The 12,560-nt window shown below is 64.7% G+C and carries 10 protein-coding genes; 2 read left to right on the forward strand and 8 right to left on the reverse strand.

Features of this window, described 5'->3' with window-relative positions; translation table 11 throughout:
- Nucleotide 1 precedes the first annotated feature (1 nt).
- The 8 genes from mutL to M2427_RS25455 form a co-directional block, all read right to left on the reverse strand.
- Entirely contained in the window at nt 2-1,816 is a 1,815-nt protein-coding gene (gene mutL, locus M2427_RS25420) for a DNA mismatch repair endonuclease MutL (protein ID WP_280709521.1), read from the reverse strand.
- Between the two features lie 107 nt (nt 1,817-1,923).
- Complete coding sequence (gene arfB / locus M2427_RS25425) at nt 1,924-2,340, reverse strand: alternative ribosome rescue aminoacyl-tRNA hydrolase ArfB (protein ID WP_280709522.1); 417 nt, start codon at nt 2,338-2,340, stop codon at nt 1,924-1,926.
- Between the two features lie 115 nt (nt 2,341-2,455).
- Nucleotides 2,456-3,829, reverse strand: a complete 1,374-nt coding sequence (locus M2427_RS25430; RefSeq protein WP_280709524.1) for a pitrilysin family protein — start codon at nt 3,827-3,829, stop codon at nt 2,456-2,458.
- Complete coding sequence (locus tag M2427_RS25435) at nt 3,826-5,214, reverse strand: pitrilysin family protein (RefSeq protein WP_280709525.1); 1,389 nt, start codon at nt 5,212-5,214, stop codon at nt 3,826-3,828. Before M2427_RS25435 ends, M2427_RS25430 begins: the two co-directional genes overlap by 4 nt.
- A gap of 193 nt (nt 5,215-5,407) precedes the next feature.
- The gene (locus tag M2427_RS25440) at nt 5,408-6,130 is read right to left on the reverse strand and encodes a hypothetical protein (RefSeq protein WP_280709527.1); all 723 of its coding nucleotides are present in this window, start codon (nt 6,128-6,130) and stop codon (nt 5,408-5,410) included.
- Between the two features lie 95 nt (nt 6,131-6,225).
- Nucleotides 6,226-6,720: a signal peptidase II gene (gene lspA, locus M2427_RS25445; protein WP_280709529.1), complete on the reverse strand. Its 495-nt coding sequence runs from the start codon at nt 6,718-6,720 to the stop codon at nt 6,226-6,228.
- 176 nt (nt 6,721-6,896) lie between these two features.
- The gene (ileS, locus tag M2427_RS25450; RefSeq protein ID WP_280709530.1) at nt 6,897-9,881 is read right to left on the reverse strand and encodes an isoleucine--tRNA ligase; all 2,985 of its coding nucleotides are present in this window, start codon (nt 9,879-9,881) and stop codon (nt 6,897-6,899) included.
- A gap of 216 nt (nt 9,882-10,097) precedes the next feature.
- Nucleotides 10,098-11,081, reverse strand: a complete 984-nt coding sequence (locus M2427_RS25455) for a bifunctional riboflavin kinase/FAD synthetase (protein ID WP_280709532.1) — start codon at nt 11,079-11,081, stop codon at nt 10,098-10,100.
- A gap of 230 nt (nt 11,082-11,311) precedes the next feature.
- On the opposite strand from M2427_RS25455, the gene M2427_RS25460 reads away from it, so the two are divergent.
- Nucleotides 11,312-11,707 carry a response regulator gene (locus M2427_RS25460; RefSeq protein ID WP_027551917.1) on the forward strand — a complete coding sequence of 132 codons (396 nt, stop codon included), beginning with the start codon at nt 11,312-11,314 and terminating at the stop codon, nt 11,705-11,707.
- Between the two features lie 429 nt (nt 11,708-12,136).
- Nucleotides 12,137-12,442 (forward strand): hypothetical protein, encoded by a 306-nt coding sequence (locus M2427_RS25465; protein WP_280709535.1) that lies wholly within the window; start codon nt 12,137-12,139, stop codon nt 12,440-12,442.
- The last annotated feature ends 118 nt before the right edge of the window (nt 12,443-12,560 follow it).

Below are 12,560 nucleotides of genomic sequence, written 5' to 3' on the forward strand. Positions count from 1 at the left end.
TTCAACGTCGCCCGAACAGCTTCTCGACATCCGCGAGCTTCAGCTCGACATAGGTCGGCCGGCCGTGATTGCACTGGCCGGAGTTCGGCGTCTCCTCCATCTCGCGGAGCAGGGCGTTCATCTCCTCCGGCCGTAAGCGGCGCCCGGCGCGCACCGAGCCGTGGCAGGCCATGGTGGCGGCGACGTGCATCAGGCGGCGCTCCAGCGGCAGCGCCTCGTCCCATTCGGCCATGTGCTCGGAGAGATCGCGCAGCAGTCCGCCCGCATTGGTCTTGCCGAGCAGCGACGGTGTCTCGCGCACCGCGACCGCGCCGGGCCCAAAGGATTCGATCGCAAGTCCGAATGAAGCGAGTTCGTCACTGCGCTCGAGCAGCCGCTCGACCGTTGCCTCGTCCATCTCGACGATCTCGGGGATCAAGAGGATCTGCCGCTGCACGCCGTTTTCGGCGAGCGAGGCCTTCAGCCGCTCATAGACGATGCGCTCATGCGCGGCATGCTGATCGACGATGATGAGACCGTCGCGGGTTTGCGACACGATATAGGTCTCATGCAGCTGCGTGCGTGCGGCACCCAGCGGACGATCGACGAGATCAGCCACCGGCTGTGTCTCGAACCTGATGTCAGCGCTCGGCGCGCCAACATCGAACGCAGCCTGTGCGCGCTCGGCGAAAGCGGGTGCTGCCGACCCTTCGAACGACGGCATCGGCGCGACCGGTGCGGACGGTGAAGCTCGCCAGTCCCAGCTTGCCGGGCGCGGCGGCGTGAAGGCGGGGCGGAACGATGACAGCGCGCTCTCGCCGCTGTTGGCGGCGGTGCGGCGGCCCTCGCGCGCGAGACCTTCCTTCAGCCCATGCACGATCAGCGCGCGGACGAGGCCGGCATTGCGGAAGCGCACCTCGGTTTTGGCCGGATGCACATTGGCATCGACCTCGCGCGGATCGAGCGTCACGAACAGCGCCAGCACCGGGTGCCGGTCGCGCGGCAGATAATCGGCATAGGCCCCGCGCACGGCGCCCAGGATCAGCTTGTCGCGCACCGGGCGGCCGTTGACGAACAGATATTGTCCGAGCGCATTGGCCTTGGTCAGCGCCGGCGCTGCCGCATAGCCGGCGACGACGACGCCGTCGCGCTCGGCATGGACCTCGAAGGCGTGGCTACGGAACTCCGCGCCCAGGATATCGCCGAGCCGCGTCAGGCGCCCGGCCGCGCCGGGCAGCGCCGCCGCCCATGTTACCGGCGCGCGCTCTTCGCCTGCGAGCGTGAAGGCAATATCGGGCCGCGCCATCGCGAGCCGCCTGACGACTTCGCGGATCGCTTCCGCCTCGGTGCGGTCGGTTTTCAGAAACTTCAGCCGTGCCGGCGTCGCGTAGAAGAGATCGTTGACCTCGACGCGCGTGCCATGCGCGAGCGCAGCCGGCATGATCTCGGATTTCTGGCCGCCCTCGACGGACAGAGCCCAGGCATGAGGCTCGCTGGCGTGACGCGTGGTGATCGACAGACGCGCCACCGATCCGATCGACGGCAGCGCCTCGCCGCGGAATCCGAGGGTGCGGATCTGCAGCAGATCCTCGTCGTCGAGCTTGGACGTCGCGTGGCGTTCGACCGCGAGCGCGAGATCCTTCGCCGTCATACCGCTGCCGTCGTCGGTGATGCCGATCCGCCGCCGGCCGCCGCCATCGGTGAACACGTCGATCCGGCTTGCGCCGGCATCGATGGCGTTCTCGACGAGTTCCTTGACCACGCTCGCCGGACGCTCGACCACCTCGCCGGCGGCGATGCGGTTGACGACTTGCTCTGGAAGCTGACGGACGGGCATAGGGCGACTCGAGGCGGCGTTCAGGCGCCCAATTTAGTCCCGCCTGCCGGCAATTGCATGGGGCAAGTCCTGGATGCCCACATGCCGGTTGCGTCGGAGCAGTCCTTTCAGTCGTCGAAGCGGCCGCCGCGGCCGGCCTTGACGTCGCTGCGGCGCTTCTTGCCGTCGAGCCGGCGCTGCTTGGAGGAGAAGGTCGGTCGCGTCGCGCGGCGCGGCGTCGGCCGGATCATCGCCTCCGTCAGGATTTCGACCAGCCGGTCGATGGCATCCTGCCGGTTGCGCTCCTGGGTGCGGAAGCGCTGGGCGTGGATCACGATCACGCCCTCCTTGGTCATGCGCTGGCCGGCGATGCGGGCGAGCCGGATCGCCGCATCCTCCGGGATGGTCAGCTTGCGCGTGTCGAAACGCAATTGCGCCGCGGTCGAGAGCTTGTTGACGTTCTGCCCGCCCGGGCCGGAAGCGCGGACAAAACCGATCTCGATGTCGTCCTCGTCGATGACGAGATCGCGGGATATCCGCAGCATGATGGCACCATCCGTGACATCAGGACATATCGCGGACGTCTCATTTCGGCAATGGTGGATGGTGGAAACGCAAATGGCCGGGCGAACCCGGCCATTTCAGGAGATGTAACTGACGTCAGTTCGACTTGTTCGCCGGTGCCGCCGCCGGTTGCGCGGCAGCCTGCGGCGCACGGCCGACGACGACGGTCAGAAGCCCCTGGCCCCACAGCCGCTTGGCGGCGGCCTTGACGTCGTCCAGCGTCACCGCGTCGACGATGGCGTTGCGCTTCTCGATATAGTCGATCGGCAACTTGTCCTGCTGATATTGCAGCAGCGCCTGCGCGAGCTTGGACGAGGTGTCGAGCACCAGCATCTGCGAGCCTTTGAGGTAGGATTTCGCCTCGTCGAGCTCCTTCTGCGTCGGACCTTCGTCGGCGATGCGGCTCACTTCTCGCTCGACCGCATCGAGCGTCTCGCCGGCTCGGTCGGCACGGGTGCCGGTGTTACCGATGAAGACAGCCGAGTGCTCCAGCCACAACAGTCCTTCGGACACCGAATAGGCGAGCCCGCGCTTCTCGCGAACCTCGTGATAGAGCCGCGAGGACAGGCCGCCGCCACCGAGGATATGATTGACGACATAGGCCGCCATGAAGTTCGGATCGCCGCGCTTCACGCCGGGACCACCAAAAGTGATGACGGTCTGCGGCACGTCGAGCGGCACGAAGGCGCGCTGCGGCGGCTTTGCGGCCTCGATGTCGGGGACCGGCAGGAGATTAGCCTTGGCGGGCAGGGTGCCAAACGTATGATCGAGCAGCTTGCCGAGCGTCGCCGGATCGACATCGCCGACGACGGCGATCTTCAGCGTGTCCTTGGCGAGGATGCGCCCGACATAATCCTTCATGTCGGCGACCGTGATGGTCGGTACGCTCTCCAGCGTGCCGCTGGTCGGCCGTCCATAGGGATGATCGCCGAACGCCATCTCCAGGAATTTGCGGCTGGCGAGCGAGGTCGGGTTGGTGGTGTCGCGGCGCAGGCCCGAGATGACCTGCGAGCGGATGCGCTCGACATCCGCTGTGTCGAAATGCGGCGAGGTCAGTGCGGACCGCAACAGGTCGAAGGCCTCGTCCTTGTTGTCGCGCAGCATGCGCAGGCTGCCGCGGAAGGTATCGCGGGCGGCGCTGAAGGAGAGCTCGATGGCGCGGCGGTCGAGCCGCTCATGGAACGTCTTCGAATCGAGATCGCCGGAGCCCTCGTCGAGCAGATCGCCGACGAGATTGGCGACGCCGGGCTTGTCCCTGGGATCCTGCGCCGAGCCGCCGGCAAAGGAATACTCCATCGCGATCAGGGGCACGGTCGCGTCCTGGACGAACCAGGCCTCGATGCCACCGGGCGAAACCAGGTGCTGGATCTTGGCCGCCGCCTGCGACGGCGAGACCGTGGCGAACGCGAGCGCAGCGCCGGCAACGAAGGACAGAGCGAAATGACGCGTGCGTAGGAAAGGATAGGTCACGAACGCTTCTCCTCGCGCTTGGCGGTAGCGGTGTCCTTAATCAGATAGCCCGTTACCGAGCGCTTTTTCTCGAGCCATTTTTGCGCAGCTTGCTGGACCTGAGCGGCGGTGACCGCGCGGATGCGATCCGGCCAGCTCCTGATATCCTCGATCGACAGGCCCGTGGTCAGCGCGCCGCCGTACCAGCGTGCCAGCACCGCCTGATTGTCCTGGGCGTAGATCGCTTCCGCAATGAGCTGGGTCTTGACCCGCTCGAGATCCTCGGCGCGGACCGGGTTCTGCGCGATGTCGGCGATGACGCCGTCGATGACCTGCTCGACCTCTGCGAAGCTGACGCCTGACTTCGGTGAGGCCGAGATCGCGAACTGGCTCGGGTCGAGCGAGGTGCTCGAATAGCTGGCGCTGGCGGACACCGCGAGCGGCTTGTCGACCACGAGCGCGCGGTAGAGATAGGAGTTGTTGCCGCTGCCCATCAACTGCGCGAGCACGTCGAGCGCGGCGCTCTCGCCGGCTGCGGCCGTCGTCGCCGAGGGCACCAGGTAATAGCGGCGCAGGCCGGGCTGCTCGACGCGCGGATCGGACAGCGTGACGGTGCGCGGTGCCGCCGGTTCCGGCTCCTGCGGTCGGATGCGTTGCGCCGGGATTGCGGGCTGGGCCGGGATGGGGCCGAAATTGCGTTCGACCAGCGGGCGCACATCTGCAGCCTCGACATCGCCGGCGATCACCAGGATCGCGTTGTTCGGCGCGTAGAAGCGGCGGTAGAAGGCGAGGGCGTCCTCACGATTGAGCTTCTCGATCTCCTGGTGCCAGCCGATCACCGGCCGGCCGTAGGGATGGTTGAGATAAAGCGCGGCCATCACCTGTTCGTAGAGCCGCGCGTCGGGGCTGTTGGCGACGCGCATGTTGTACTCTTCGAGCACGACGTCACGTTCGGGCAGCACGTTCTCGTCCTTGAGGATGAGGCCGGTCATGCGATCGGCCTCGAACTCCATCATGGTCGGCAGCTGCTCTTTCGGCACGCGCTGGTAATAGTGGGTGTAGTCGACCGAGGTGGCGGCGTTCTCGTTGCCGCCGACGCGGAGCACGGTCTGGGAGAATTCGCCGACGGGATGCTTCGACGTGCCCTTGAACATCAGATGTTCGAGGAAGTGGGCAAGGCCGGATTTGCCCGGCGTCTCGTCGGCCGAGCCGACCTTGTACCAGATCATCTCGGTGACCACGGGCGTGCGATGATCCGGGATCACCACGACCTGGAGGCCGTTGGGAAGCGTGAAGCTGGCGGGCGGTGCAGACGTGACCGTCGTCTGGGCGAATGCGCTGCCGACGAGGGCGGATGTCGAGAGCAGCGCGGCGAAGAGGCAGGCAATCGATCGGTGTGAGGACATCACGATCCTTGTGAAAGCCCGAACCCTGATGTCCGGGCGTGAAAGCACGGCATGCTATACCGCGCGGCTTTGAGCTTCGGGTCACGAAGCAGAGAACGCCGTCGAGTTGTACTTAAAAATAGGTCATCTGCCGCTTCCGGCCTACACCGGACGATTGCGGCGTGCGCACGCCTGAGTGCAACGGACAAGGAGCTTATTGCTGCTTGTCCTTACCCTCCCGGACGTCGAAATAGGTCCGGCGGGTCTTATCTTCCCCGGTGCCGTAGGCATAGTTCGACGAAGGCGTCTGATATCCGGGCGGCGGCTCGACCAGCGATTGGCGCGGCGGCTCGCTCGTGAATGACTTGGACTCGGGCTTGCCGCCCGAGAGCACGTTCCACAGACCGCCGGTGTAGCCGAGCTCGGCCGGGCTCATGATCGGGTGGTTGGTATTGCTGCCCGGCGCCGGCGGATCATTGGTATTTCCGGCGGCGGCCGTCTTGTGGGCGTCCAGCTCGGCGGGCGACAGCGGTCGCGCATTCTTCAAATATTCAGCTTGCTTGTTGCCCGCCTTCTTCCGCTCGGCGATGGCCTGCTGGCGGCGCTTCTCGTCGGGATCCTTCGGCCAGTTCGGTGCGTTCTTGGCCTCGGCACTGGCCGGCGGCGGCAGGTCGAGGGTCGGCGGCACCACCAGCGGCGAACGCTCGCGGTACTCGATGCCCTTCTTCTCCATGCCCTTGGCGCCGAGGCCGGACATCAGATTGTCGATGAGCTTCTCTTCGAAGGTCATGTCGTCGTCATCGTCGTCACCGGCGCGAACCGGACCTGCCGACATGACGAGACCGATGCTGAGTGCGACGGCTGACAATTTCAGCGCCAGCCAAAATCCCCGCCGGGAGTCTCGACCCATCGAACCGCTGGTCTTCGAGCTGCGCATGCCTGTACCTGTTCCAATTTGTGGCAGTTGTGCCGCGTCTCGCACGACCACGCCTCGCCAAGCAAGGTTCCGCCTCCGTTCCGTATCGGCCGGGATCAGGGCGCTTTTGCGGCGGGTACCCCCAGGAAGGAATCATACAATAGGGCTGCGACCCCAGCAACGATGGCCACGTCCGCCAGGTTGAAGATGTACCAATTATAGGTATTTCCGGCGATTTCGACGTGGAAGAGGGCGAAATCGACCACAGCGCCGTAGGCAAGGCGATCGATGCCATTGCCGATGGCGCCGCCGATGATCAGCCCCAGCGCCAGGGTGGCGAGCCGGGTCTGCGACCGCGCCATCCAGATCGCCAGCGCAATCACCGCGAGGACCTTCACCGCCATCAGCGCGAACTGCGCCGCCTGACCATCGTTCTGGAGCCAGCCAAAGCTGATCCCGATGTTCCAGGCCAGCACCAGGTCGAAGAACGGCGTGACTTTCACCACGCCCTTACGGGCGAGATCGAAGCCTTTCAGCAGCCAGAACTTGGAGGCTTGGTCGGCCACCAGCGTGACCAATGCCGAAAGGATGCCGGCGCGGAGCGGGGTCATGGGCAATCAGCCGCCCCACTCTCAGTTGTCGTCCTGGCGAAAGCCAGGACCCATACTCCGAGGCGGTCGTTGCTTGAAAGACTCGTGGTCATCAGCCTTCGTCGCAGTTGGCGGCGGTGGTAATGGGTCCTGGCTCCCGTGCGCAATTGCGCACTAGGCCAGGACGACGGTAGGACCTAAACACTAACCCCCAACGCCTTCCATTCGCGCAGCGCCTTGGCGTCGCGCGGGGTGACGTCGGGATATTCTGCGTCCTCGCCGACCGTGGGCGAGATCTTCCAGGAACGGGCGCATTTGCTGCCGACGGCCTTCTCCACCACGACGGCGACACCGGGTACCGCATCGAGGCGGAATGCCGACGCCGGCACCTCATCCTCGCGCACCTCGTAGTTCGAGGTGATGCAGATCTCGGCGAGATCAGTGTCGAACAATGTCGCCAGCATGTCGCGGTCGGCGACATAGATCACCGGCGAGGCCTCCAGTGAGGAGCCGATGTTCTTGGCGGCGCGTTCGAGCTCGAGCGCACCGGTGACGACGCGGCGGACATTGCGGATGGTTTCCCATTTCGCAGCGAGTTTCTCGTCGCGAAGCTTTTCGAGGCCCTCGGGGAACAGCGTCAAATGCACCGACGGTTCGGCATCCGGCCTGTACATCCGCCAAGCCTCTTCCGCGGTGAAGCTCAGGATCGGTGCCAGCCATTTCAGGATCGCATTGCAGAGCAGGTCGATCGTGGTCAGCGCCGCCTTGCGCGTCAGCGAGGACGGCGGATCGCAATAGAGCGTGTCCTTGCGGATGTCGAAATAGAACGCCGAGAGTTCGCTGTTCAGGAAGGCGGAGAGGGTCGCGACCACGCTCTTGTAGTCGAACGTCTCATAGGCCTTGCGGACCAGCTCGGCGCGGAGCGCCAGCTCATGCAGCATCAGCCGCTCGAGCTCGGGCATCTCGTCGGGCGCGACTGCGTCGGCCGGCTTGTAGTGATGCAGCGTGCCGAGCATCCAGCGCACGGTGTTGCGCAGCTTGCGGTAGGTCTCGACGGTGTTTTTCAGGATCTCGGGGCCGATGCGCTGGTCGTCGGTGTAGTCGCAGGACGCGACCCAGAGCCTGAGGATGTCGGCGCCGGATTCCTTGATGACGGCCTGCGGCTCGATGGTGTTGCCGAGCGACTTCGACATCTTACGGCCGTCCTCGGCCTGGGTGAAGCCGTGGGTCAGCACGATGTCGTAGGGCGCGCGGCCGCGCGTGCCGCAGCTCTCCAGCAGCGAGGAGTGGAACCAGCCGCGATGCTGGTCCGAACCTTCGAGATACATCACGGTGTCGGTGCCGCCATCGACCTTGCGCTTGATTCCGGCAAGGCCGGGGAAGTGCACGGGGTCTTCGAGCACGAAGGCGTGCGTCGAGCCGGAATCGAACCAGACGTCGAGAATGTCGTCGACTTTCTGCCAGTCCTCGTTCGCACGCGATCCAAGGAAGCGCTCGCGCGCGCCCGTCGCGTACCAGGCGTCGGCGCCTTCCTTTTCGAAGGCGTCGCCGATCCGGGTGTTGACCGCCTCGTCCTGCAGGATCTCCGCCGATCCGTCGCCCTTCTCGCGGACGAACACGGCGATCGGCACGCCCCAGGCGCGCTGGCGCGAGATCACCCAGTCGGGGCGCGCCTCGATCATGCCGTTGATGCGGTTCTCGCCTGAGGGCGGCACCCATTGCGTTACCGAGATCGCGTGCAGCGCGCGGGCGCGCAGCGTGTCGCCGCTCTTCGTCTTTCCGTTAAGCGCGATGTCCTTATCCATCGCGATGAACCATTGCGGCGTGTTGCGGAAGATCACCGGCTTCTTCGAGCGCCAGGAATGCGGATATTGGTGCTTGAGCCGGCCGCGCGCGAGCAGCTTGCCGCCCTCGATCAGCGCCTTGATCACGGCCTCGTTGGCGTCGCCCTTCTCGCCCTTGTCGTTGATGACGCGCTTGCCGGTGAAGCCCGGCGCCTGGTCGGTATAGGCGCCGTTCTCGTCGACCGTGTAGGGGATCGCGCTGTTGATGCCGCGGGCATCGAGCTCGCGGGTATTCGCCATCCAGACGTCAAAGTCCTCGCGGCCGTGGCTTGGCGCGGTGTGCACGAAGCCGGTGCCGGTGTCGTCGGTGACATGGTCGCCTGACAGCAGCGGCACGGTGAATTCGTAGCCGCCGGCGAGGCCCTTCAGCGGATGGGCGCATTCGATCGCGTCCATGGTGTCGCCGGGGATGTCGCGTACCTTCTCGTAGGCCGTCACGCGCGCCTGCTTGAAGACTTCTGCAGCGAGCGCGTCCGCCAGGATCAGGAGATCGCCAGTCTTGGCCCAATTGTCCGCGGGCGCGTCCTTCACCTCAAAGAGGCCATAGGCGATCTTCGGCGAGAACGAGATGGCGCGGTTTCCGGGCAGCGTCCAGGGCGTGGTGGTCCAGATCACGACACTCGCGGAGGCAAGTGCGCCATGCGCGGGCGAGGTGACCGGGAATTTCACCCAGACCATGTCGGAGGTGTAGTCCTCGTACTCGACCTCGGCCTCGGCGAGCGCGGTCTTCTCGACCACGCTCCACATCACCGGCTTGGAGCCGCGATAGAGCGTGCCGTTGGCGGCGAACTTCATCAGCTCGCGCGCGATCTGGGCTTCGGCCGGATAGTTCATGGTGGCGTAGGGATGCGCCCAATCGCCGATGACGCCGAGCCGCTTGAACTCCTCGCGCTGTACGTTGAGCCAGTGCGTGGCGTAGGCGCGGCACTCCTGGCGAAAGGCGACCATCGCGGCGCTGTCGCGGAAGTCGGGCTTCTGCTTGCCCTTCTTGCGGTAGTTCTCCTCCTCGACCTTCCACTCGATCGGCAGGCCGTGGCAGTCCCAGCCGGGCACGTAGTTGGAATCGAAGCCCAGCATCTGCTGGCTCTTGGTGACGAGATCCTTGAGGATCTTGTTCAGCGCGGTGCCGATATGGATGTTGCCGTTGGCATAGGGCGGGCCGTCATGCAGGACGAACTTGTCGCGGCCACGGGCTGTCTCGCGCAGCTTCTCGTAAAGGCCGATCTCGTACCAGCGCTTGAGGATCTCGGGCTCGCGCTGCGGCAGGCCGGCGCGCATCGGGAATTCGGTCTGCGGCAGGAACAGGGTTTTTGAATAGTCTTTGGCTTTTTCGGACATGAGGTTGACTGGCTCGGAAGGGCGCGGGAACGGATGGCGATGCGGAATCGCGGGGGTGAGACGACAAAATCCCGGTCTTGCGCCGAGCCTTGAGGCTCAGGCGGAAGCCGGGCTGCTAATCCCTATGATGCGCCGCGCAAACATGGGCTCTCCATAGCAGCCGGGCGGGTGAAGCGCAAAGGTCCGGCAAGGGCCGTCAGGGGCCGTTTCGGGCCTTCAGTCCACGGTGCCAAGCCGCGGAAATGCGTCCGGGGCGGCGGCCAGCATGGCGCGGGCGCGGGCGGAATCATCGTCCATCTGGCGGATCAGGGCGTCGATACCGTCGAATTTCAGCTCCTCGCGGATGAAGCCAACAAAGGCGCAGTCCAGCGCCTGACCGTAAAGGTCGCCCTTGAAGTCGAACAGGAAGATTTCCAGCAGCGGCGCGCCATTATCAAAGGTCGGGCGGCGTCCGAAGCTCGCCACCCCGTTCAGCCGCACCTGATCCTTTCCCTGGCCGCGGCCGACCCGCACCGCATAGATGCCGTGCTTGAGGCCGCAATTGGCATCGAGCCGGATGTTGGCAGTGGGATAGCCGAGGTCGCGGCCGCGCTTTTCGCCATGGATGACCTCGCCGGTGATGAACCAGGGCGCGCCCAGCATGGTCGTGGCCTCGTCGATCAGCCCTTCGGCGAGCGCGGTCCGGATCGCGCTGGAGGAGACCGGCCGCTCGTCGATGTCGACATGCGGCTGCACATCGACCTCGATGCCGAGCCGGGGTGCCTCGTTCACCAGCAGGCTCGGCGAGCCGACGCGGCCTTTGCCGAAATGGAAGTCGTAACCGACCGCAATCCCGCTGACGCCGAGGCGCTCGATCAGCTCATGGTGAATGAAATCTTGCGCTGTGGTCCCGGCGCGGGCCTTGTCGAAGGTCATGACCACGGCGCCGGCAAGCCCGGTCCCGGCCAGCAGACGCAGCTTGGCGCACTCGTCCGTCAGGCGGAATTGCGGGGTATTGGGGCTAAAAAACCGGCGCGGATGCGGCTCGAAGGTCAGCGCCAGCGCAGGTCGGCCATGCGTCCGGCCCATCTCGAGGGCTGCGGCAATGACGGCGCGGTGGCCGAGATGCACCCCGTCGAAATTGCCCATGGCGACCACCGCGCCCTTGAGGATCGCAGAATCCGGCGTGGTGTCGCGGATAACGGTAAATTGCGGGGCCATCAGGGGAATTCTCGAGCCGGCGGGACTGGCGGGGACCGTGGCGTGACCCGGCCAATGAAGTCAAGCGGGCGGATTTGGCGGCAAGGGCGATGATTTCGGTCTCTCGCGGGTCGGCCCAATTAACGCGCTGTTTAACGCCTTGGTGCTAGTGCTTGGGAGATGGAACTGAGGGGCCCCGGTCCGTCAGGTCCGATTTTAGATATTCCTGGGTTTGCGTTGGGGGAGTCGAGATGGCGGTTGATTTGTCGATGCCGGTTCTGGTGGTGGATGACTACAGCACCATGATCCGCATCATCCGGAATCTGCTGAAGCAGCTTGGCTTCGATAATATCGATGATGCTAGCGACGGTTCGGCAGCGCTGAACAAGATGCGCGGCAAGAAGTACGGGCTCGTGATTTCCGACTGGAACATGGAGCCGATGACGGGTTACGACCTGCTGCGCGAAGTGCGCGCGGATCCCAACCTCGCCACCACGCCCTTCATCATGATCACGGCGGAATCGAAGACCGAGAACGTGATCGCGGCCAAGAAGGCCGGCGTGAACAATTACATCGTCAAGCCGTTCAACGCGGCGACGCTGAAGACCAAGATCGAGGCGGTCTTCCCAGACATGGCGAGCGCGTAAGCGCCTTCAGGCCATCGGCTGAATTTGGAAAGCCCGGGCTCGCCCCGGGCTTTCTGGTTTCACCCCGTCATTCCGGGGCGGTGCGTAGCACCGAACCGGAATCTCGAGATTCCGGGTTCGCGCTTGCGCGCGCCCCGGAATGACGGTCAGTTCGGAGGATGGGTTGAGCCCCTTGCGAAACCCATCACTTCTCTATTTCCGCTCTCCGTAGTCGCGACCATCATCGGACCGATCGCCCGCCCAATCGTCTGGATAGTTGCCAAGCTCCACGTGACGATGAAACGAGGATGGCGCCCAGTCGCGCACCACCCGGAACGAAGTCGCGGCGGTACGCGGTCCTGACGCGATGTTACCACGAAACAAGTGCGATGGGTTTCGCAAGGGCTCAACCCATCCTACGCGCTACTAACAAGTCGGGCTGAAGAAGCGATGTTCGACGACACTACAGCGATTAAAATCATACTCGGGCTCTCAGCGGCGATCGCTTCGGCGCTCCAAATTGTGATCGCCGCCATGAAGCGGCGTTCACGACCAGATTGGTCGGCCCCTGGTGATACGTGGTCAACGGAAAAATTCGGCGTCTGGTGGATAGGTAGAGGCCTGATTGTTCTGGTGATCATCGTTACCGCAATTGGATTCACTTTTGGCGGCAACGGCAGCCTTGCCGGTCTTTGGATTCTCTTCTGTTTTTCTGCGGCGGGGACCTTGGTGGAGTTCTTTCGTAGTAGCGCGTAGGACGGGCGATTACGGTGACAGTGCTGGACTGCACCCCTGAAGTGAGACACGATAATTACAGTGACAGCGGGGTTGTCACGATGCGTTACCGCGCATTGTTTTGCGCGAAGGCGGTTTC

It is taken from the genome of Bradyrhizobium sp. BR13661 (assembly GCF_029892425.1).
In the GTDB taxonomy this organism is placed as follows: Bacteria; Pseudomonadota; Alphaproteobacteria; order Rhizobiales; family Xanthobacteraceae; genus Bradyrhizobium.

Coding starts and splice junctions, on each gene's coding strand:
- ileS (WP_280709530.1), bottom strand. CDS start 9,881: ATGTCCGAAAAAGCCAAAGACTATTCAAAAACCCTGTTCCTGCCGCAG.
- M2427_RS25465 (WP_280709535.1), top strand. CDS start 12,137: ATGTTCGACGACACTACAGCGATTAAAATCATACTCGGGCTCTCAGCG.
- lspA (WP_280709529.1), bottom strand. CDS start 6,720: ATGACCCCGCTCCGCGCCGGCATCCTTTCGGCATTGGTCACGCTGGTG.
- M2427_RS25440 (WP_280709527.1), bottom strand. CDS start 6,130: ATGCGCAGCTCGAAGACCAGCGGTTCGATGGGTCGAGACTCCCGGCGG.
- M2427_RS25435 (WP_280709525.1), bottom strand. CDS start 5,214: ATGTCCTCACACCGATCGATTGCCTGCCTCTTCGCCGCGCTGCTCTCG.
- M2427_RS25460 (WP_027551917.1), top strand. CDS start 11,312: ATGGCGGTTGATTTGTCGATGCCGGTTCTGGTGGTGGATGACTACAGC.
- mutL (WP_280709521.1), bottom strand. CDS start 1,816: ATGCCCGTCCGTCAGCTTCCAGAGCAAGTCGTCAACCGCATCGCCGCC.
- M2427_RS25455 (WP_280709532.1), bottom strand. CDS start 11,081: ATGGCCCCGCAATTTACCGTTATCCGCGACACCACGCCGGATTCTGCG.
- arfB (WP_280709522.1), bottom strand. CDS start 2,340: ATGCTGCGGATATCCCGCGATCTCGTCATCGACGAGGACGACATCGAG.